Below are 21,780 nucleotides of genomic sequence, written 5' to 3' on the forward strand. Positions count from 1 at the left end.
ATGACTCCGAATATTAAGACCGACGCGCGCGCAAACCTGATCGGTAGCGCGTGGATGATTGGTGCGATGGCATGTTTCGCACTGGAGGACGCGCTGCTGAAGGCGGCCGCGATTGCCCTGCCCATCTGGCAGATCCTGGTCCTTTTCGGTCTCGGTGGTGCGGTGGTCTTTGCTTGTGTCGCCACCGCGCGGGGCACGCGGTTGCTGCAACCAGATGTGCTGTCGCCTGCGATGAAAATCCGTGCCGTTTTCGAAATTCTTGGGCGGTTACTCTATGTTCTCGCCATCACGCTGACTCCCTTGTCATCAGCAACTGTCATCCTGCAGGCCACCCCTTTGGTGGTCGTCGCCTGTGCCGCGCTTCTGTTCGGCGAGACCGTCGGCTGGCGACGGTGGAGCGCCATCTTTGTTGGCCTGATCGGCGTTGTGATCATCATCCAACCGACCGGAGACAGCTTCACCATCCTGTCCTTGCTGGCTGTGCTGGGGATGCTTGGCTTTGCTGGTCGCGATCTCGCTAGTAGAGCCGCCCCTGCCAGTCTTGGAACCGAAGTGCTGGGTTTCTATGGCTTTGTCAGCGTGATTGTCGCTGGGATTGCCTACAGCTTTTGGGAACAGGCCCCCATCGCACCGGTGCCAGTGACCACAAGTCTGCATCTTGCCGGGGCAGTTATCCTAGGCGCAATCGCATATACGTCCTTGATGAAAGCCATGCGGACCGGAGAGGTCTCCGCCGTCACACCCTTCCGCTATTCGCGTCTGTTGTTCGGAGTCGCCCTGGGCGTGGTCTTCTTTGGCGAGGATCTGGATCAGACGATGTGGATCGGCAGCGTGCTGATCGTGGCCTCGGGCCTGTATATCCTGTGGCGTGGACGCAAGGCCTAGCCCTTGTCGTGGAAGAAGTCATAGACCTTCTGCGCCAAACCGGCTGAGATCCCTTCCACCGCTTTCAAATCCGCCAGATTGGCCCGGCTTACAGCCTTGGCGCTGCCGAAATGTGCCAGCAAAGCCCGTTTGCGGGCCGCCCCCACACCCGGGATTTCATCCAGCGGCGTCGCCCCGACGGCTTTGGCGCGTTTCGCGCGGTGGGTGCCGATTGCAAACCGGTGCGCCTCGTCCCGTAGTCGCTGGATGAAGTATAGCACCGGATCGTTTCGTTTGAGCGCAAATGGGCGCTGTCCGGTTCGGTGGAACTCTTCCTTGCCATGATCACGGTCGACGCCTTTTGCAACGCCAACCATCGGAATGTCTTCGACCCCATGCTCGACCATGATCTCTCGCACTGCACTCACTTGCCCAGCGCCGCCGTCAATCAGCAACAGGTCGGGCCACAACCCCTTGTCACGATCCGGGTCTTCCTTTTGTAGCCGGGTAAATCGGCGGGTCAGAACCTCTTTCATCATCCCGAAATCGTCACCGGGGGTCAGATCATCACCCCGAATGTTGAACTTTCGATAGGCGTTTTTCATGAACCCCTCGGGACCAGCGACAATCATCCCGCCAACAGCGTTGGTCCCCTGGATATGAGAGTTATCGTAAACCTCGATCCGGTTCGGCGGACCGTCCAGGTCAAATGCCTCGGCCACACCGCGCAGCAGCTTGGCCTGCGTGGCGCTTTCCGACATCCGACGGGCCAGAGATTCCCGCGCATTACGCAAGGCACCGGCAATCAATTCCTGTTTCTCACCGCGCTGAGGCACAAGGATTTCAACCTTGCGCCCTGCCTTTTCGCTTAACGCCTCTTGCATCAGGTCGGCATTTTCAATGGCGTCCGACAAGATCAGTTGCCGGGGCGGCTCCTTGTTGTCGTAGAACTGACCAAGGAATGCCTCCATCGCCTCGGCCGCAGACACATCCACACCGACACGAGGATAGAAATCCTTGTTTCCCCAGTTCTGATTGGCACGGATGAAGAACACCTGAACACAGGCCTGCCCGCTGTCCATATAAAGGCCGATCACATCCGCCTCGGCCACGCCGCGCGGGTTGATGCCCTGAGAGGTCTGCACCTGCGTCAGCGCGCGGATGCGATCACGCAGTCCGGCTGCACGTTCGAACTCCATTGCCTCGGACGCGGCCATCATCTGTTCTGCCAGTTCCTCCTGCACTTTGGTCGACCGCCCGGACAGGAACCGCTCGGCATCTTTCACGCTTTCGCGGTAGTCCCCATCCGAAATCAGACCAACGCACGGCCCCGAGCACCGCTTGATCTGATAGAGCAGGCAGGGTCGCGTGCGGCTGTCGAACATCGAGTCCGAACAGTTCCGCAACAGAAATGCCTTCTGCAGCTGGTTCAGCGTACGATTGACCGCTCCCGCACTGGCGAAGGGACCGAAATAGGCACCCTTTTCCTTCTTCGCGCCACGGTGCTTCTTGATCTGCGGAAAGGCATGGTCCTTGGCGACCAGAATATTGGGAAAGCTTTTGTCGTCCCGCAGCAGCACGTTGTATTTAGGCTTGAGCTGCTTGATCAAGTTCTGCTCAAGCAGCAGCGCCTCGGTCTCGGTCCGCGTAGTCAGGAACATCATCGAAGCTGTCGCCGCGATCATCCGCTCAATTCGCCCCGAATGCCCCGGCCGCGCATAGTTCGACACCCGCGCCTTGAGGTTGCGCGCTTTGCCGACATACAGCACACGGCTGTCCGCATCCAACATCCGATACACCCCCGGTGAACTGTCCAGCGTCTTCACATAACGCTGAATACAGGCATAGCCGGTCAGTTGAGTATCGGGGATTGGGTCGCTGTCTGTTGTCATTTGCCTGAGATATGATTCTCTGACCATGGCTGCAATCTTGTGGCCCTCAGATCAAGAGAAAACAAATCCACGGTTTCTGTGGATAAGTGTGAAGATAAGTTTCCGTGCTTGGCGAAATTCCCTTGAATCATTAAGGATTCCTTGATTTGCACAAAAATTAAGCAAATATTTAACCTGTTGTTTTTGTTTGAAATATTTTAATTCACAAGGCAAGTGCATGAAAAAAAAGACATTTTTGTAACGCGAAGGTAACAGAACCGAGAGCGGTGCAAAACTTGCAGCAGTTTTACCTATTCCAAGCCCAGAACGTCCGGAGTTTTCCACCCCAGATGCTGACCTCCGTCAACGCACAATAGTTGGCCTGTGACCGCATGCGCATCCAGGAAATAGCCCAGGGCGGCAGTGATATCGGACGGGTTCGACCCGCGTTCCAGAACCGTGTTTGCGCGCTGCGCGCTGAAGTGTTCTTCGCTTTGCCGGTGGCCCTGCATCGTCGGACCCGGCCCGATCGCGTTAACCCGTATCGACGGCGAGAGCGCCTGAGCTGCGGTCCGGGTCAGGGCCCACAGGCCCATCTTGGCAATCGTATAGGTCATGAATTCAGGCGTGAGCTTGCGCACCCGCATATCCACCATGTTAACGATCAGACCGGTGGCAACGGGCTCGCCCGCCTCGTCCGTGCCCGGTTTCAGCCCCTGCGCGGCCATCGCCTGCGTCAGCACGAATGGAGCGCGCAGATTGCTGTCGAGGTGCCGGTCCCAGCTTTGCCGTGTGGCGGATTGAAGGTTGTCGTATTCAAAGATCGACGCGTTGTTCACCAGGCAGGTGATCGGCCCACCCAACGCCTCAGCCGCGCGCGGCAACAGGGTTTCGACCTGCGCCTCATTCAGCAGATCGGCCTGCATGGCAACCGCGTTTCGCCCAAGCGCCTGCACCTCGGCCACGGTTTCAGCAGCTGGTTGTTCCGACGTCGCATAATGCACGGCGACGTCATATCCACGTTTAGCCAGATACAGGGCCATTGCGCGGCCAAGACGGATACCTGCACCGGTCACCAATGCTCGGGCCATGGATTTCCCCCTATCTTCCGATCACGCCAACAGCGAGACGATGTACACCGCATACAGCAGCGTCAACAGCAGACCCCAGCTGCGCGTGATATCTTTCTTTAAGAATACGAATGGGATCAACAGTAGCGATGCGCCCAGCATGACCCACAGATCGAAACGCAGAAACTCCGGGTCGACCGGGATACGTCCGAATAGCGTGGCGATGCCGACAATGGCCAAAAGGTTGAACATGTTCGACCCGATCACGTTACCCAACGCGACATCGGCCTGTCTGCGCAGGGCCGCCATGACCGTCGTTGCGAGTTCCGGCAGGGATGTTCCAACTGCGATCAGTGTCAGGCCGATAATCGTTTCGCTGACACCATAGGTCCGAGCGATAATCGTGGCGTTGTCAACCAGCAGATGCGCGCCCATCGGCAGACCAATCAGGCCCAGGACCAAGTAGATCGAAAGCTTCCAATATGGCATGTCCGGATCGGCCTCTTCCAGGCCTTCAAGCTCATCCTCTTCCGCACAGGCCTCGCCGCAAGCTTTGCGATGTGCATGCGCCTCGCGGAACGCGTTGAGCAGGACCAGACCCAAAGCAGCAAGCAGTATCGCGCCACTGGCCAGATTGAACACACCGCAAAATGCCAATCCAATGAACAACACAGTGGCCAGCAGCATGAAAACATAGTTCTTTCGACTGTCACATTCGCTGGTGTGCAAGGTGGCAAGCAATGCCGGCAGGCCCAGAACCAACAGAATGTTCGCCGTGTTAGACCCAACCACGTTACCCAGCGCGATCCCTGGCGCGTTTTCCTTGATCGCGCTGATCGCGATCAACAATTCGGGGGCCGAGGTTCCAAAGGCCACAATGGTCAGGCTGACGATCAAGGCAGGTACGCCCAGACGCAGGCTCAGGTTAACTGCGCCGCGCACCAAAGCATCACCTGCCAGCAGCAGGATCAGCAATCCAAGGCCGGATAACAGCCATGCCGTCATGTACGGCCTCCTTTTTCGCAGGCGCAGGGGCCTTTACCGATCCTGAATCGCTTACAGCGCGGGCATCTTGCAGATTGCAGCCTTTTCTGCCCCGGAAAGCGCAGCTTGCCGAACATCGCCAGGACACCCATGGCGATCAGAAAAAGGGTGACAATCTTAATAATCACGTCACAAACCAAAGCGCGCGTAGGCCGCCCGCTCCTCAAGCCCGGTTATTGCGTCCTGGGCCAAAGAGGCCCCAAACCGCGACCAGATCGGTTTGCGCAGACCATAGCGGCGGAACTTCACCTTGTCGCCGAACCGCTCCTGCATTTTCGGCTTCAGATGCGCAACGCCTTCGATCAAGCCCAGCTCCTGCGCGCGTCGGGCCAGCCAGACTTCGCCCGTGAATAGGTCCGCGTTCTGATCCAACTTGTCGCCACGGCGGGTTTTGACATGGTTAATGAAGTTGTCGTGGATATCGCCCAAAAGGCCTTGCAGCCGCGCGACATCCTCTTCCTTTTCCGGCGCAAACGGGTCGAGCATCGATTTAGACCGGCCTGCGGTATGCACCCGCCGTTCGATCCCCTGCCGCGCCAAAAACACATGCGCACCGAACCCGGCCGAAATCACGCCGATCGACCCCAGGACCGAGCTGTCGTCGGCCCAAATCTCGTCAGCGGCCGCAGCCAGCCAATACCCGCCCGAGGCCGCGACATCCTCGACAAAGGCGATGACCGGCACGTCCAGCTCATCCGACAGCCGTCGGATACGTGCCCCGATCAAAGAGCTTTGCACAGGCGAGCCGCCGGGCGAATTGATCTCAAGCGCCACGGCGGCGGGTTTACCTTTGCGAAACGCCTTTTCCAGAACGGGGGCCAGTGCGGTGTCGTTCAACGACCCGCGCCCTGCCATTCCGATGGCGCCCGACAATCGAACCACGGCCACCAGGGGCTGTTTATTGACAAACGGAAGGCTGAGTTTCATGGGTGCCGATGTAGAGTGCAGGTCTGCGCTAAACAAGGGAGTGTTCGGGCCTAAGACGCGACGTGAACCAATTTCACACACATGGAGGGCAAAAATGCAACGCACCGCCCGGCCCAAACCTTAGCTGCGGATGCGCCAGCCTGTTTTGAAAATCCACCCAATTAACGCCAAACAAATTCCGGTGAAAGCCAGAATCGCCAACAGACTGAATCCGATCGGAACATCCGCCAGACCATAGAACGACCAGCGGAACCCGGAGATCAGGTAAACAACCGGGTTGAACAAGGTGATCGTCTGCCAGACGGGTGGCAGCATCGAGATCGAATAGAAGGTGCCGCCCAGAAAGATCAGCGGCGTAACGACCAGTTGAGGCACCAAAGACATCTGCTCAAAATTGCTGGCCCAGATACCAATGATAAAGCCCAGCAGTGAAAAGCTGAGACAAGACAGGATAAGGAAGGCGGCCATCGCAAAAGGATGTTCGATGCGTATGTCCACGAAGAACGTGGCCGTGACAAGAATCACGAGCCCGACAAACAGCGACTTTGTGGCCGCAGCCCCGACATAGCCGATGACGATTTCGATAAAGTTAATCGGGGCGGACAGCAACTCGTAGATCGTACCCAGAAACTTAGGAAAGTAGATCCCGAATGACGCGTTCGAGATGGCCAGCATCACAACGGACAGCATGATCAGCCCGGGCACGATGAACGCACCATAGGATACGCCCTCAACCTCTTGAATGCGGCTGCCGATGGCAGTGCCAAAGACCACAAAGTACAAGGAGGTCGAAAGGACCGGAGACAGAAAGCTCTGCGCCAGTGTGCGGAAGAACCGGGCCATCTCAAACCGGTATATGGCTGCGACTGCGGACCAGTTCATGGGGACTCTCCGGACACAAGATTCACGAAAATCTCCTCCAGGCTCGACTGCCGGGTCTGCACGTCGCGCAAAACAAGCCCCGCCTGCGCTACATCATTCAGCAACGTGGTGATCCCGGTGCGGTCTGCGTGCGTGTCATAGGTATACACCAGCGCGTCACCATTACCGTTCAGCGTCAGATTGTGCGCGGTCAGACTCTCAGGAATGGCCTGGATAGGATCGGTCAGCATAACTTCGATCTGTTTTTTGCCCATTTGGGCCATCAGGGTGTCTTTGTCCTGTACCAACCGCAGCTCACCCTTATCAATGACACCCACCCTGTCGGCGATGGCTTCGGCCTCTTCGATGTAATGTGTTGTCAGGATAATGGTGACCCCGGCTTGTTTCAGCTCGGCCACGATCTCCCACATGTCCTTGCGCAATTCCACATCCACACCGGCAGTCGGCTCATCCAGAAACAGCACGCGTGGCTCATGCGCCAGCGCCTTGGCAATCAGCACCCGACGCTTCATGCCGCCGGACAATTCCTTGATCGCATTCTTGCGCTTGTCCCACAGCGACAACTTGCGCAGAATCTCTTCGATCCGGGCATTGTCGCTGCTGTATCCGAACAGACCCCGCGAGAACCGAACCGTGTTCCAAACCTTTTCAAACGGCTCAAGCGCGATTTCCTGCGGCACCAACCCGATCATCCGGCGCGCGGCACGGAACTCGGTTTGGATATCGTGCCCACCAACCGTGACGGTGCCCGAAGTCGGTGTGGTTATACCGCACACCGTGGAAATCAACGTCGTCTTTCCGGCCCCATTTGGGCCAAGCAACGCCAGAATTTCGCCCTGTTCGATATCCAAAGACACCCCTTTGAGCGCCTCAAAACCATCGGCATAGGACTTACGCAAATCCCTGATGGACAGAATAGTTGTCATGCATGTTCCCTGTTCTGGCGGGGACACTACCCCGTCAAATCGGTACAGAACAGGTCAATTCCGCACATTGTTCTGCGCATTTTTGTGGTCGCGGTCGGGTCACGCTTGCAATCGCCGGACATCCCCGAAAACCTGCGCGGAAAGGAGAGAGACCATGCTCAGCGGAATTCGGATCATTGAAATTGAAGGATTGGGGCCAGGCCCTTTCGCGGCCATGCTGCTGGCCGATCTGGGCGCGGACGTCATTACGATCCACCGCAAGGGGCAGCCTATCGTGCCGGGCATGCCCGAGCAATCCGTCCTGGACCGCGGCAAACGCTCAATTGATCTGAATCTGAAGGATGCTGCCGATGTGGACATCGCCAGGCGTCTGATCACTTCCGCCGACGCGCTGATCGAAGGATTCCGCCCCGGCGTGATGGAAAAATTGGGGCTGGGTCCCGGCACGTTCGCCGCGTCAAACCCCAAGTTGGTCTATGGACGCATGACCGGATGGGGTCAGGACAGCCCGCTATCCCAAACGGCGGGGCATGATCTTAACTATATCTCTCTGTCCGGAGCACTGTGGTACGCCTCGACCGCAGGGCAACCCCCGCTAACCCCTGCGACTCTGGTCGGGGATATCGGCGGAGGCGCGATGTATCTTGTCGCAGGCATTCTGGCCGGAATCCTCAACGCGCAGCGAACGGGGCAAGGTACTATTGTCGATGCCGCCATCTATGACGGTTCAGCCCATATGATGAACCTACTGATGAGTATGCGCCAAACCGGCAACCTGTCCGAAACACGCGGTCACAGTCTGCTGGACGGCCCGCATTGGAGCCGCACTTACGCTTGCTTGGACGGGGGGTTCGTGACCGTCCAGTGTCTTGAACCCAAATTCTATGCCGAATTCCTAAAAAAGCTGGGACTCACCGACGATCCCGAATTCCAAAAACAGTATGTTCCGGCACTTTGGCCCAAACTCACACAGCGGCTCTCGGACTTATTCGCCAACAAACCCCGCGACCACTGGGCCACCATGTTCCAGGGCTCCGACGCCTGCGTCGCGCCTGTACTCGACCCTGTTGAAGCACAGGCCCATCCCATGAACACCGAGCGCCAAACCTGGATCGAACATAGCGGCGCATTACAAGCTGCAGCCGCGCCCCGCTTCTCAGCCCAGGCTTGGCAATCGAAATCCAGCCCGCGCCGAGGCGAACACAAGCAGGACATTCTCGATGAACTGTCCGCCAATGCCCCTCGCGATCCTTCATCTGGCTAAAAATATCTCGGGGTGAATTGGCCGAAGGCCAAGAGGGGCTGGCCCCTCTACGCGTTCCGCCACGATCGCACCGTGTCGATCATCAGCTGAACATTTTCAGGATCTGCATCAGGCGTGATCCCGTGGCCCAGATTGAAGATATGCGGCCCTTTCGAGAACGCCTCGACAATGCGCCGTGTCTCATCCACCAGGGCCTGACCACCCGTCACCATGTGCGACGAGGCCAGATTGCCCTGAACGCACCCATTCACCTGCACACGCTCGGCGGCCCAATCCGGCGACACCGAGTTGTCAAGTGCGACGCAATCCACGCCGGTGGACTTGGCAAAACCGATGTAACCATCACCTGCCTCGCGTGGGAAGCCGATCACCGGGATGCTCGGATGGCGCTGCTTGATAGCCTGTGTGATCACACGGCAAGGCTCGACCGCATATTTCTGAAAGGCATCGCCCTTCAGAGACCCGGCCCAGCTATCGAAGATTTTGACAACCTCGGCACCGGCCTCAATCTGCGCCGAGAGATATTCAATCGTGGCCAGCGTGATCCGCTCGAGTAACGCTTCGAACAAGGCCGTGTTTTCTTCGCGCAAGGCATGGGCCGGACCCTGATCTGGCGTACCGCGACCGGCGATCATGTAGGTCGCCACTGTCCACGGCGCACCTGCAAACCCGATCAGTGTCGTCTCAGACGGCAATTCGCGCGACAGGATGCGCACGGTTTCGTAAACGGGTGACAGGGTCTCGTGAATTTCTTCAACCGGCTTCAGCGCGTCAAAATCGGGTTGCTGCGTGATCGTCGACAGGCGTGGCCCTTCGCCGGTGACAAACCACAGATCCGCGCCCAGCGCCTGCGGCACCAACAGAATATCGGCAAACAGAATCGCCGCGTCGAACCCATAACGACGGATCGGCTGCAACGTCACCTCGGCCGCCAGTTCGGGATTATAGCACAAAGACAAGAAATCCCCGGCCTGTGCCCGGGTTGCGCGATATTCCGGCAGATAACGCCCCGCCTGCCGCATCATCCAGATTGGTGGCACGTCCTGCACCTCACCCGCCAGTGCCCGCAGCAGTTTCTTTGTCTCGGCCATCTTTGTCCCCAATCGTCTGGTTTGCCGCAACGGGTCGTGCCTCAGTGGCAATTTGTCAAGCTCTGCCCCCATTGTCAGGGCAATGTGACGCGACTAAAGCTGTGCACATGACACTGACCCTGCCAACCCCCGCATCACCGCTCAAGATCGGCACTCGTGGCTCACCGCTGGCGCTGGCACAAGCCTATGAAACCCGTGAACGGCTGGGCAACGCCTTTGCTCTGCCTGATGAGGCGTTCGAGATTGTGGTGATCAAAACCACCGGCGACAACCGCGCCATGATCGACGCGGACCGCCCACTGAAAGAGATCGGCAACAAGGGCCTGTTCACCAAGGAAATCGAAGAAGCGATGCTGCGCGGGGATATCGACATCGCGGTGCATTCCACCAAGGACATGCCGGTCGAACAGCCCGAGGGTCTGGTGCTGGATACGTTCCTGCCGCGCGAAGACGTAAGGGATGCGTTTATCTCGCCCGGCCTGAACTCAATTCGCGACCTTGCGCAGGGCGCGGTGGTGGGTACCTCATCCCTGCGGCGGAAGGCACAACTGCTGAACCGTCGCCCGGACCTGAACGTGGTCGAGTTTCGGGGCAACGTGCAAACGCGCCTCAAAAAGCTGTCGGATGGCGTGGCCGATTGCACGTTTCTGGCCATGGCAGGTATCCGGCGTCTGAATATGGATCAGGTTCCCGCGACTGCCATTGCCGTCGAGGACATGCTGCCCGCCATCGCTCAAGGCACGATCGGCATCGAACGCCGCGCCAGTGATTCTCGTGCCGCCGAAATGCTGGAAGCCATCCACCACGCCGAGACCGGTCTGAGGCTGGCGGCGGAACGCGCATTGCTGGCCGCATTGGACGGATCCTGCGAAACGCCAATCGCGGGACTGGCCGAGATACAAGGTGATGAACTACGCCTTCGTGGTGAGGTTTTGCGCCCTGATGGGTCCGAGTCGATAGCCGAAGACGCCACCGGAGCGGTGTCTGACGGCCCGCAGATAGGTCGCGCCATGGCAGAATCCTTATTGAAACAGGCCGGTCCGAGATTTTTTGAGTGGAAAATCTAAAAAAGTTTATGAAAAGTGAACTACTTCACTGAGACGGCCGCATTGATCCGGCATAAAGTGTTTATACCGATTGAGAAGTCGGGTCGGCCTCGAAATAGTCGAAAGTTTTTTTAGTCCGTTCTCTTTTAAGTGGTATTCGAGGGGGCGAGGCCAGACCCGGAAATCCAATCAGTAAGGGCCGCTGTCAGAAATGACGGCGGCCCACTTAGTTTCAAAGCCTTTTAGTCTTCAGCCAGCGCTGATTGCCTGAACCGCTTTTTCAACGGCCATCCGCGTCTGTTCCAGATCGGCCTGAGTCACGGCCAGCGACGGATAAAGCTTGCCGGGGGATTTGAATATCCCATGAACGCGCAGCGTATCGTTATAGACAGCATTGCGACGGGGATCGTCATGCTTGGCGCTACGGTAGTCTCGGCAGTCCGCTTCGGTGAAATAGATGTCGAACAGTGTTTCGTCACCGCAAACCCGATGCGGAATACCGGCTTCGCTCAGTGCCTCCACCTGCATCTGTTGCAATTCGGCCCCGATTTCACGCAAGCGATCATACACCCCGTCACGCCGCAAGATCTCCATTGTCTTCAGCCCGGCGACCGAGGCGACCGGGTTACCTGACAGCGTGCCCAATTGCATCAACCAACCTTCCTCGCCGACTTGTGCCTTGTCGAAATGCTTCATGATCTCGGCGCTTGCACCCGTCGCGGCCAGAGGGAACCCACCGCCAGTGATTTTGCCCAGAGTGCAGATATCAGGCGTCACGCCATACTTCTCCTGTGCACCACCATAGGCCAGGCGGAACCCTGTGACGATTTCATCGAAAATGAGCAGAACATTGTGTTTATCGCAAAGATCTCGCAATCCCTGAAGGTATCCGGGCATCGGAGGGATGATTCGTTGCAGCGGCTCGACCATAATTGCAGCAATGTCATCATGTTCATCCAGCAGGTTGGCAACAGCTTCCAGATCGTTGAACGGTGCGATCAGCATCTGCTCGGCGACGCCTTCGGGGATGCCGGCGCTGTCAGGTACGGCCTGCGGGAAATTAACATTGCGGCTGGGGGCAAGGCTCATCTGTGCCTCGGCGCTCATCCCGTGATAGCCGCCTTCGAATTTCAGGATCTTGTTGCGCCCCGTATAAGCCCGCGCCAAACGGATCGCGTACATGTCCGCCTCACCGCCTGAGGCGACAAAACGCATCTGCTCGCAACAGGGCACAGCATCGACGATGGCCTCGGCCAGTTCAATGCCCTTGGCGTTGTTGGCAAAGAACGTCATGCCTTTGGGCAGTTGTTCGAGAACGGCTTCCATCACTTCGGGGTGGCCATGGCCCAGCAACATCGGGCCAGAGCCGATCAGGTAGTCGATATACTCGTTGCCATCCTCATCCCAGACATGGCTGCCTTCGCCGCGGGAAATGATGATGCCCGGGTCGAAATTGCCGAACCCTCCGGCGGGCAGAACCTCGTTTGCGCGGGTAATCCATTCGGATTGGGTGTTGATTTTCAGCATGTCAAACGATCTCCAATATTGGCAGGCCAAGGACTTCGAGGTCTGGTACAACACCTAGCCCCGGACCTTCGGGCGGCGCAATCCGGCCGCTGTCACGGTTTGGTGCGTCCGGACAAATGCGCGGAGATACATACGAGGACAAGTCGCAGGTGTTCATCAACGACCCGTGCGGGGTCGAAGCCGCAAAATGCAGCGACGCGGCGGTCACGATATCCGAGCCCCAGGTGCATTCGGCGCAGATTTCGGCACCGAAATGCACCGTCAAATCACGTGCACGCCGCATGGCCGACAAGCCGCCGAACTTGGACAGTTTCAAGGCGACGGCATCCATGCAGCCAAGCTCATGGGCGCGCTGCAACGACGCCAGATCATGCGCGTTCTCGTCAATCTTCATCGGATGACCAGTAGCCTGCCGCACAGCAGCGCAGTCCTCAAGCGTTTTACAGGGCTGTTCCAGCATCACATCCAGATGCGCCACCGCCCGACCCGTTCGCGTCGCCTGCAGCCGCGATGCACCGCAGTTCCAATCGCCATACACCAGCGGCCCCGGCCCGACGGCCTCGCGCACTTTGGTCAGTCGTTCGGCATCGGCCTGCCAGTCACCCTCGACCCCCAGCTTGACCTGAAACTGACGAATGCCGGTCTGGTAGGCCGTCTTGGCGATCCGCGCCATTTCATCCGGCGCAACGCATGTGATCGAGTGGTAAAGCGGCATATCCCGCCGCGTCCGTCCGCCCAGCAGCGCGTAAACCGGTTGGCCGGTGGCCTTTCCGAATAAGTCCCACAGGGCAATATCGACAATGGACTTCGCATAGCGGTGCCCTTGCAAAAACCCGTCCAGCTTGCGCATCGGCGCATCCACCCCGAACGGGGACATACCCAAAATCTCGGGGGCCATCTCGGCAATCGCACCCGGCACACCACCCGCGTAAGCAGGCAGGTAATGCGGGATCGGGCAGACCTCGCCCCATCCAGTCAAGCCGGTATCCGTCTCAAGGCACAGAATATGAGAGGTCACAGTCGCGCAGGTTTTACCTTCAGCCATGTGATAGGTCTCATGGCTCGTCAGATCGACAGACCAGAGCGTTATCCCGGAGATCCTCACTGATAGGTCCTGACAGGATCGCCCAGCGCATCCTCATCCGGGTGCACGCCAAGCCCTGGCGAATCCGGCAAATGTAGGTGCCCGTCAATATTACGCGGACCACGGCCCCCGGCGATATCGACGGTGATCATGTCCTGACAGGCCCAGACGGCACGGCAATTGTCGTCCGGGATGGTGGCCGCCAGATGCAGCGCCTCGGTATCAGCCAGAACCGATCCGCCTGTGGCCATCACGAACATGTCGATCCCATGCGCCAGCGCGATATCCCGCATCCTTGCAGCCTTGGTCAGCCCGCCAACGCGGTTCAGTTTGATACCAAACACCTCGGCCAGCCCATCGCGGGCAATCCGCGCAGCGTCCTGCAGGGTCACCAGGCTCTCATCCACGGAAACGGGCGAGGCATGACGGCCCGAAATTGCTGCGATGTCGTCCAGTGACTCGCCGGGTTGTTCGAATGTGACGTTCAGGTCCTCGCAGGCACTCATCACTCGCAGGGCTTGCTGGCGGGTCCAGCCACGGTTGACGTCATAGAGTACGATCTCTTCCGGTCGTCGGATGCTTTCCACATCGCGCACTCGGGCAATGTCACGCTCCACATCACCACCGATCTTCACCGAATGGGCGACATAGCCGCGGCTGCGATAGCGTTCCATGACCTCGCGGGTTTCATCTACCGTTTTGGCCCCAACCGAGGATGCAATCGGGCGCGGCGTCCGTGATCCACCGCCCATCAGGTCGGCAATCGGCAGTCCCGCCGCTTGCCCGGCAATGTCCCAGCAGGCCATATCGATCGGGCTTTTGGCATAGAGGTGGCCGGGCAAGGCGATATCCATCGCCCGTTCCACATCCAGCACCCGACGCGGATCAAGGCCCAGAATGAATGGCGCCATCGTCTCGATCCCCGCGCGAATGCCCGGGCCATGCGCGGGTACATAGGTATGCCCCCATGGGGTACCCTCGCCCCAACCAATCAGGCCACTATCCGTTTCAACCTTGACCAGCGTTGCATCCAGCACTTCGAACTTCAGCCGGCCGCCGCACAACCAATATGGATGCTCGAGCGGCAGATCGACATGATAGACCGAGATTCGGGTAATTTTCATTTCAGTTCCACTTCAACAAAGGACATCGGTTCGTCCCCGGCATTGATGACATTGTGCTCGACGCCCTCGTCACGGCGGTAGGCGGTTCCCGCAGGAACCAAAACTTCGTTGACAGAGCCGTCGGGCAATTCCAGCCGCATATGGCAATCGGTTATGGCTGTGATGACGTAATCCATCGAATGACGGTGCCACCCGGTTTCGGCATCAGGCGCAAAGTCAAATCGCGTCACCCGCACGCGGGCGTCATCGATCATCTGGGTTGCAACGGCTTGCGGTCTCATAGGCTGACTTCCTCAATCGGTTCACGCAGCATGGCACAACGACACCGGCCCGCCCACGTAGGGAAGGCCAATCTGACAGACAGGGACAGGCGTTATTTTCATGCGGCATCCATTTGCGGCAAATCGTTCAACCCCTGACCTCGCCAAAGGACGAAAGTCAGAATTGGCTCATCGGTTGTGGTCATCGCATGGCTTTGCCAGCTGCGGTGATGCCGTGTCCGGTTGGGACCGACGTAAGTCTCGTCACCTTCGACGCGGAACCTCGCCCCGCCGCCTACGACCAAATACAGTTCCTCGGCCTGATGGCTGTGCCAATCATAATTCAAACCGGCCCCCCAATAGGCAACGTAACCGCGTAATTGGGTCGAGTGGAAATGCCCGGTGGGGCCGAACAATTCGTAATAGCCGTAGCGGTTGAGGAAATCGGCTCCGACCTCTTCCTCGGTATAGGTATGTTTCCATTGCGCCAGATGCGCAGTTGCCTTTATCGCGTCGGACAAGGATCGCGTCGAGCGCTCGGTCGGGAACTCGGTTTGCTGAACCAATTCCACCGCCGGAATTTGGTTTGGTTCCAGACCCGCCGCCATAAGGTCATCGGGCCAGGCACTAAAGGCTGAAAGCTCGGGATTCGATTGGTGAAGCTGTCGGGCGGCCTCAAGAACATCGTTCATTGTCATGGGATCACCACGATGTTTCCGGTGTGTTTCTTTGCGATGAACGCAGCCTGCGCCTCGCGCAATTCTTCCAACGGATAGGTTGCGGCCAGCGCAGGTTTGATCTCACCAGCTTCAATATACTTCACCAGATTCTGCATCACCTGTGGGTCAATCACGGTCGAGCCCGTGAAGGTCAGGTCGCGCAAATAGAACGTACGCAGGTCGAATTCGACCATCGGCCCGGCAATCGCGCCTGAACAGGTATAGCGCCCGCCGCGCTCCAGAATGTCGATCAGGTGTGGCCAGTAAGGGCCACCAACCACGTCAGCGACAACGGTGATCCTTTCATCCCCAAGGGCAGCACGCAGGTTATCCGGAGCGCGCGGCAAGATAACGTCCGGCCCCAAGACCGCCACATCCGCATGTTTCGCCTCTGACGCCAGTGCGATAACGCGCGCGCGTCGGCGCTTGGCCAATTGCACCAGGGCACCACCGACCCCTCCCGAGGCGCCGGGAACCAGGACGGTGTCGGCGTCGGTTACGTTGGCGCGGGTCAGCATACCTTCGGCGGTCGAATAGGAACAGGAGAACGTGGCCAGTTCGGCATCCGACAGATCGGATCGGATCGGCACCGCGTTTACGGCCAGCGTTGTGGCGTACTCGGCAAACCCCCCGTCCCGTTCCGAGCCGAAATAGCCGGTTTTGTCCTTGTTTGCCGGATCGGTGGGATCGTGCAGCCAGCCGTCCGTTATGACACGTTGTCCAATACGCGCGCTGTCGACACCCTCTCCCACGGCGACGATTTCCCCGCAGATGTCAGCCCCCTGAATTCGGGGGAAAGTAATCGGAGCGCCACCCCATGTCGGATCTTCCTCTCCGACATCCTCGAACGCTCCGCCGGTGGTGGCATCAGTGACCGTTTTGGAATACCAGCCCGAACGTGTGTTGACGTCGGTGTTGTTCAGACCGCAGGCCGCAACCTTGATCAGCACCTCTCCGGCAGCGGGTTCAGGGCGTGGCCAGTCCTCATGCAATATCATTTGATCCAAACCGCCATGACCCATCGTGACCATCGCTTTCATTTTGTCAGGCAGGCTCATTATGCAGTCTCCAGAATGGCGTCGGTACGAGGCAGCAGGCTTTCGGGATCATAGGCGGGTTCGCCCAGAACACGAGCTGCGCGCGGTTTGCCGTGAATTACAACTTGCAACTCGGTCCCGGCAGTGGCCGCCTCGGGTTTGACGTAGGCAAAGGCGAGGATCTTGCCGACGGTATGGCCATAAGCCACCGAGGCGGTCGAGCCTACGACCGTGCCGTTCAACATGACAGCTTCGCCACCGTGGCCGTCAATCTCGCCATCCGGGGCGATCTCAAGGTATGCGCAAACCCAAGGCAGGTCAGTGTTCAGGGTCTTGTCCTTGCCCAGATAGTCCTTGTCTGTTCGGGCAAAGCGCAGCACGTCGGCCTCGGCCAAAGTGACCTCGTTGGTCAACTCGCCCGCGCCTTTGAAGCCCTTTTCCATCCGCATCACGTTCATGGCAAAGCTGCCATAGTCGGTGATGCCATACGCCTCACCCGCGGCCCAAAGCGCGTTGTAGACGTCGAGGCAGGCGGCGTTGGGCATGTGCAATTCCCAGCCCAACTCACCAGCATAGGACATGCGGAAGGCCCAAACTTTGTGACCGGCGATGGTGATTTCCTGCGCGGACAGCCAGCGGAACACGGCATTGGTCAGGTCGGCTTCGGTGCAGCGGGCCAGCACGTCACGTGACCGGGGGCCGTTTAGCGACAGGGCAGACCAGTCAGCCGACAGGGCGGTGATCTGCACATCCTCATTCGCGCGCTGCTGCGCCAGATGATCCAGCAGGCGTTGCTCGAAGAATGCGGCGCAGACCAGATAGAAGCGGTCTTCGGCCATGCGGACGATGGTCGTCTCCAACTCGATCCGGCCACGGCGGTTCAGCATGTGGGTCAGTGTGATAGAGCCGACCTTTTGCGGCATCCGGTTGGCGGTCAACCGATCCAGCAGAGCGTAAGCATCCGGTCCCGAAACCTCGACCTTAGTGAAGGCGGTGACATCCATGATGCCGACGCTTTCGCGCACCGCTTTGACCTCAGCCGCAACCATATCGTCTGCGGGTGTACGTCGGAAGGAATAGTGATCGCGCTGCGCCACACCGTCCCGCGCGAACCAACGGGGGCGCTCAAAACCATAGATCTCTTCATGCACCGCACCCTTGGATTTCAGCAGCTCGTACAAAGGCGACGGTTTGATTGGGCGCCCCTCCAAACGGTTGAAATGCGGGAAAGGGATCTCGTGGCGCAGGCAATAGTCCTCCTCGGCCTTGATCACCTGCCAATCCTTGGTCGCATAGCTGCCGAAACGGCGCGGATCGAACTCACGCATAGAGATATCCGCTGCCCCATGCACCATCCAGCGTGCCAGCTCGCGGGTCAGCCCCGGCCCCCAGCCGATGCCGATCTGCGTTCCGCAGCAGCACCAGTAATTCCGCACACCCGGTGCAGGCCCGATCAACGGGTTACCATCTGGCGGGTGCGAGATCGCCCCATGCACATCGCGCTGAATGCCCAGCTCGGCAAAGATCGGCATCCGGTTCAGGCTTTCCTCAAGCCACGGCATCACCCGGTCATAATCCGCGTCGAACAGCCAGTTCTCGTATTCCCAGGGGCAATGGTCATGCCAGACTGAGTTCGGGTTCTCTTTCTCGTAGATCCCGATCAGCCCGCGCTGTTGCTCCATCCGGATATAGCCCGAGACTTTACGGTCATCACGGATCACCGGCAGTTCCTTGTCCAGGTTCTGGAACTCGGGCACCGGCTCGGTCACGAAATAGTGGTGGGTCATAGAAGTCATGGGCAGTTGCAGCCCCGACCATTCGCCCATCTGACGGGCATAGGTGCCGCCGGCGTTTACAACATGCTCGCAGGTGATGGTGCCCTGCTCGGTCTCAACCACCCACTCGCCATTGTCGGCCTGCGTGATGTTGGTGGCGCGGCAGTTACGGAAGATGCGCACACCTTTCTGACGCGCGCCGGTTGCCATCGCCATCGTTACATTGGTCGGATCGACATGCCCGTCATCCGGCGTGTGCAGCGCGCCCAGAACGCCTTCGAGGTTGTAGAACGGGTGCAACTCGGCCACCCTCTCGGGCCCCACCAGTTCGATGTTGAACCCTAGCGACCGGCCCACCGACAGCGTGTGGCGCAGCCAATCCATCTCGTCCTCGGTATAGGCCAGACGGAAAGACCCGCAGCCATGCCACGTGACCGGCTGGCCGGTTTCGGCCTCCAGCTGACCGGAATAGAGACCAATGTTGTAGTCGACACATTTGCCCAGCCCAAAGCTTGAAGTCGAATGCGTGATCTGCCCCGCCGCGTGCCATGTGCTGCCACTGGTCAGCTCGGCCTTTTCCAGCAGGACGGTATCCTCGCCCCACCCTTCGTGCGCCAGATGATAGGCCAGACCGACCCCCATGACGCCGCCTCCGACGATGACCACGCGGGCATGTGACGGCAGTTCGTTCCCGGACATGATTTTTCCTCTTCCCGAGTCGCGTTTCTGCTCGACAGGCTAATTCCACAAATGTACCATCGTCAATCATGAATGACACAAATGTATCATCCTCCGTTCTCGACCGCCTGAGCCAGGAGTGGGACGCCCTCACCCCCGAGGCGCAGAAAGCCGCGCGTTACGTGCTGGAAAACCCAACGGACGTTGGGGTTTCAACCGTGCGCGAGATTGCCGAGGCCGCCAATGTCAAACCCAATACATTCGTGCGCATGGCCCGGCAGGTTGGGTTCGACGGGTACGAGGATTTCCGCGCCCCTTTCCGCGACGCGATTCGGAAAGGCACCGTGTCGTTCCCCGACCGCGCCCGCTGGCTGCAGGATATCGGTAAGTCAGGGGAGTTGGGCGGGCTTTACGCCGATATGGTCGGGGCTGCGATCCGCAATATCGAAGAGACCTTCGCCGGGATCGACGCCGCGACCCTGAAAGCGGCGGCCGAAGGTATCTGGAACTGCCGGCAGATTTTCACGCTGGGCGTGGGCGTCAACAATTCGAACGCGCGTAACTTCACTTACCTTGCCTCAACGGGGATGAAGCAGTTCCACGCCATCCCGCGCCCCGGCTCGACCCCGGTGGATGATTTGGCATGGGCGGACCAGCAGGACGTACTGATCGCGATCACCTGCCACCCCTACCGGACTGAGGTGATCGAGGCCGTCAAACTGGCCCGCGAACAGGGCCTGACCGTCGTTGGTATTTCCGACAGTCTGGCCAGCCCGGTGATCCTGAATGCCCATCACGGCTTTGTCGTCGCCGCGGACACACCGCAATTCTTCCCGTCTTCCGTCTCAACCATCGCCCTGCTGGAAACGCTGCTGTCCTTCGTGATTGCTGTTTCCAGCGATGAGATCGTTGAACGGGTGGAACGGTTTCATCTTCGCCGCCACCAACTTGGCCTCTATGCGGAAGAACCAGAATGAACGCACCCCCGACCCACTCACTGGACGCGCGATACTATACCGACCCCGCGATTTTCGAGCAGGAGATACAGGGCCTTCTGGCCCGAACATGGCAGTTTGCAGGGCACGTGGCGCAAGTCCGGGAACCCGGCGACTATTTTGCTTTTGAAATCGCCGGGCAAAACCTGTTCTGTATTCGCGGCCGCGACGGTGAAATCCGCACCTTCTACAACGTCTGCCAACACCGCGCGCATGAGATGGTCACAGGCGCGGGCAACACCCGTGTTGTCGTCTGCCCATATCACGCCTGGACTTATGAGCTGACCGGCCAGCTGCGCGCGGGACCCAACATCAAATCCGTCCCGGGCTTTGACCGCAGCACCATCTGCCTGACTTCTGTCCGAACTGAAATCTTCAATGGCTTCATCTTCGTCAATCTCGACGACGACGCCGCCCCGATGGATGAATGGTACCCCGGCGTGCGTGAGGAAATCCGCGCGTTCGTTCCCCATATTGACGATCTGGAACCGCTGGAATGGGTCGAGATCCCGGAAAACTGCAACTGGAAGGTCAGCATCGAGAACTACTCGGAATGCTACCACTGCCCGACCAATCACCCGACCTTTGCCGAAGGCGTGGTCAAGCCCGAAACCTATGACATCCAGCCCGACGCAGGCGGCGGCTATGTCCTGCGCCACACGACGGAATGTCAGAGCCTCGACAAGATGACCTATCCCATCGACCTGTCAGTGCCACATGCGGGCGACTATCAGTCATGGTTCCTGTGGCCGATGTTCTCGTTCCAATGCTACCCCGGCAATGTGCTGAACACCTATCACTGGCGCGCGATTGATGCCGATCACTGCACCGTCTGGCGCGGCTGGTACACCGAAGGCGGCTCGGAAAGTGCGGTGATCCGGCAACTGGCGGTACAGGACCGTGAAACCACGGTCGAGGAAGACATCCACCTCGTCGAAAGCGTTCACCGCGGCCTGAAATCCCGAGGCTACCGCCCCGGCCCGCTTGTGCTGGATCCCGGTTGCGGTGTGATGTCAGAGCATTCGATCGCTCGCTTGCAGCAATGGATGCGCGAGGCGGTGGAGTAATTCTGAACCCTCAAAAAAGTGACGCACCGAACTTGGTCGGACGGGTACAGTCCCGGACGAACCCAGGTTATGATCGCATTCACGAACACCGCGCAAGGCAATGAAGAACCGGAGACCATACATGGCTGATATTTTCGACGAAGACCTGTTCCTGAAAGGCCTGGAACAGCGCAAGAATACGCTTGGCGCGGAATATGTGGAAAAGAACCTGGAGGCGGCAGATGACTTTACCCGCCCGTTTCAGGAGGCCATGACCGCGTGGTGTTGGGGGTTTGGCTGGGGCGATGACGTGATTGACCCCAAGACTCGATCGATGATGAACCTGTCCATGATCGGCGCGTTAGGCAAAATGCATGAATGGGAAATTCACTGCAAAGGCGCGATCAACAACGGCGTCTCGCCCGAGGAAATCCGTGCCATCATCCACGTGATCGGGATTTACTGCGGCGTTCCACAAGCGCTGGAGTGTTTCCGCGTTGCGCGAAAGGTTCTGGCAGGAACCTGACCCAGTGGCTACTACGTCCTTAAA

Annotated in this window: 20 protein-coding genes; 6 read left to right on the forward strand and 14 right to left on the reverse strand. The window is 58.8% G+C overall.

What is annotated here, in order from left to right; all coding sequences use genetic code 11:
- Complete coding sequence (locus tag GOW16_RS12210) at positions 1–885, forward strand: DMT family transporter (protein ID WP_170415265.1); 885 nt, start codon at positions 1–3, stop codon at positions 883–885.
- On the opposite strand, the gene uvrC is transcribed toward GOW16_RS12210, so the two are convergent.
- The 6 genes from uvrC to GOW16_RS12240 all read right to left on the reverse strand — a co-directional run bounded on the left by uvrC (position 882) and on the right by GOW16_RS12240 (position 7,584).
- Positions 882–2,756, reverse strand: coding sequence for an excinuclease ABC subunit UvrC (gene uvrC / locus GOW16_RS12215; RefSeq protein ID WP_170415357.1), 1,875 nt, complete (start codon positions 2,754–2,756; stop codon positions 882–884). The genes GOW16_RS12210 and uvrC overlap by 4 nt on opposite strands.
- A gap of 290 nt (positions 2,757–3,046) precedes the next feature.
- A complete protein-coding gene (locus GOW16_RS12220) occupies positions 3,047–3,826 on the reverse strand; it encodes an SDR family oxidoreductase (protein WP_170415267.1) in 780 nt (259 codons plus the stop codon).
- A gap of 21 nt (positions 3,827–3,847) precedes the next feature.
- On the reverse strand, positions 3,848–4,810 hold the full coding sequence (locus tag GOW16_RS12225) for a calcium/sodium antiporter (protein ID WP_170415269.1): 963 nt from the start codon (positions 4,808–4,810) through the stop codon (positions 3,848–3,850).
- Between the two features lie 168 nt (positions 4,811–4,978).
- Positions 4,979–5,776 (reverse strand): S49 family peptidase, encoded by a 798-nt coding sequence (locus tag GOW16_RS12230; protein ID WP_170415271.1) that lies wholly within the window; start codon positions 5,774–5,776, stop codon positions 4,979–4,981.
- A 120-nt stretch (positions 5,777–5,896) separates the two neighbouring features.
- Entirely contained in the window at positions 5,897–6,658 is a 762-nt protein-coding gene (locus tag GOW16_RS12235; RefSeq protein WP_170415273.1) for an ABC transporter permease, read from the reverse strand.
- Positions 6,655–7,584 carry an ABC transporter ATP-binding protein gene (locus GOW16_RS12240; RefSeq protein WP_170415274.1) on the reverse strand — a complete coding sequence of 310 codons (930 nt, stop codon included), beginning with the start codon at positions 7,582–7,584 and terminating at the stop codon, positions 6,655–6,657. The genes GOW16_RS12235 and GOW16_RS12240 overlap by 4 nt, the downstream gene beginning before the upstream one ends.
- Before the next feature lie 154 nt (positions 7,585–7,738).
- Here GOW16_RS12240 and GOW16_RS12245 point away from each other — a divergent pair, with 154 nt between their 5' ends.
- Positions 7,739–8,848, forward strand: coding sequence for a CaiB/BaiF CoA transferase family protein (locus GOW16_RS12245; protein WP_170415276.1), 1,110 nt, complete (start codon positions 7,739–7,741; stop codon positions 8,846–8,848).
- 47 nt (positions 8,849–8,895) lie between these two features.
- On the opposite strand, the gene hemE is transcribed toward GOW16_RS12245, so the two are convergent.
- The gene (gene hemE / locus GOW16_RS12250) at positions 8,896–9,939 is read right to left on the reverse strand and encodes a uroporphyrinogen decarboxylase (protein WP_170415278.1); all 1,044 of its coding nucleotides are present in this window, start codon (positions 9,937–9,939) and stop codon (positions 8,896–8,898) included.
- A gap of 107 nt (positions 9,940–10,046) precedes the next feature.
- On the opposite strand from hemE, the gene hemC reads away from it, so the two are divergent.
- The gene (gene hemC, locus GOW16_RS12255; RefSeq protein ID WP_170415280.1) at positions 10,047–11,006 is read left to right on the forward strand and encodes a hydroxymethylbilane synthase; all 960 of its coding nucleotides are present in this window, start codon (positions 10,047–10,049) and stop codon (positions 11,004–11,006) included.
- A gap of 228 nt (positions 11,007–11,234) precedes the next feature.
- On the opposite strand, the gene GOW16_RS12260 is transcribed toward hemC, so the two are convergent.
- From GOW16_RS12260 to GOW16_RS12290, 7 genes are all read right to left on the reverse strand, one after another.
- The gene (locus tag GOW16_RS12260) at positions 11,235–12,512 is read right to left on the reverse strand and encodes an aspartate aminotransferase family protein (protein ID WP_170415282.1); all 1,278 of its coding nucleotides are present in this window, start codon (positions 12,510–12,512) and stop codon (positions 11,235–11,237) included.
- Position 12,513: 1 nt separating this feature from the next.
- The gene (locus GOW16_RS12265; RefSeq protein WP_170415284.1) at positions 12,514–13,617 is read right to left on the reverse strand and encodes a mandelate racemase/muconate lactonizing enzyme family protein; all 1,104 of its coding nucleotides are present in this window, start codon (positions 13,615–13,617) and stop codon (positions 12,514–12,516) included.
- Entirely contained in the window at positions 13,614–14,720 is a 1,107-nt protein-coding gene (locus GOW16_RS12270; RefSeq protein ID WP_170415285.1) for a mandelate racemase/muconate lactonizing enzyme family protein, read from the reverse strand. The genes GOW16_RS12265 and GOW16_RS12270 overlap by 4 nt, the downstream gene beginning before the upstream one ends.
- Positions 14,717–15,001, reverse strand: coding sequence for a cupin domain-containing protein (locus GOW16_RS12275; protein WP_254429752.1), 285 nt, complete (start codon positions 14,999–15,001; stop codon positions 14,717–14,719). Before GOW16_RS12275 ends, GOW16_RS12270 begins: the two co-directional genes overlap by 4 nt.
- 98 nt (positions 15,002–15,099) lie before the next feature.
- On the reverse strand, positions 15,100–15,678 hold the full coding sequence (locus GOW16_RS12280) for a dimethylsulfonioproprionate lyase family protein (RefSeq protein WP_170415287.1): 579 nt from the start codon (positions 15,676–15,678) through the stop codon (positions 15,100–15,102).
- Positions 15,675–16,757, reverse strand: coding sequence for an alcohol dehydrogenase family protein (locus GOW16_RS12285; RefSeq protein WP_254429753.1), 1,083 nt, complete (start codon positions 16,755–16,757; stop codon positions 15,675–15,677). The genes GOW16_RS12280 and GOW16_RS12285 overlap by 4 nt, the downstream gene beginning before the upstream one ends.
- A complete protein-coding gene (locus GOW16_RS12290) occupies positions 16,757–19,210 on the reverse strand; it encodes an FAD-dependent oxidoreductase (RefSeq protein WP_170415289.1) in 2,454 nt (817 codons plus the stop codon). Before GOW16_RS12290 ends, GOW16_RS12285 begins: the two co-directional genes overlap by 1 nt.
- Positions 19,211–19,278: 68 nt before the next feature.
- Here GOW16_RS12290 and GOW16_RS12295 point away from each other — a divergent pair, with 68 nt between their 5' ends.
- The 3 genes from GOW16_RS12295 (at position 19,279) to GOW16_RS12305 (ending at position 21,756) form a co-directional block, all read left to right on the forward strand.
- Positions 19,279–20,166: a MurR/RpiR family transcriptional regulator gene (locus GOW16_RS12295; protein ID WP_170415291.1), complete on the forward strand. Its 888-nt coding sequence runs from the start codon at positions 19,279–19,281 to the stop codon at positions 20,164–20,166.
- Positions 20,163–21,251, forward strand: coding sequence for an aromatic ring-hydroxylating oxygenase subunit alpha (locus GOW16_RS12300; protein WP_170415293.1), 1,089 nt, complete (start codon positions 20,163–20,165; stop codon positions 21,249–21,251). The genes GOW16_RS12295 and GOW16_RS12300 overlap by 4 nt, the downstream gene beginning before the upstream one ends.
- 121 nt (positions 21,252–21,372) lie before the next feature.
- Positions 21,373–21,756, forward strand: a complete 384-nt coding sequence (locus tag GOW16_RS12305; RefSeq protein WP_170415295.1) for a carboxymuconolactone decarboxylase family protein — start codon at positions 21,373–21,375, stop codon at positions 21,754–21,756.
- Positions 21,757–21,780 lie beyond the last annotated feature (24 nt).

Source organism: Ruegeria atlantica, from assembly GCF_013033965.1.
Lineage (GTDB): Bacteria > Pseudomonadota > Alphaproteobacteria > Rhodobacterales > Rhodobacteraceae > Ruegeria > Ruegeria atlantica_D.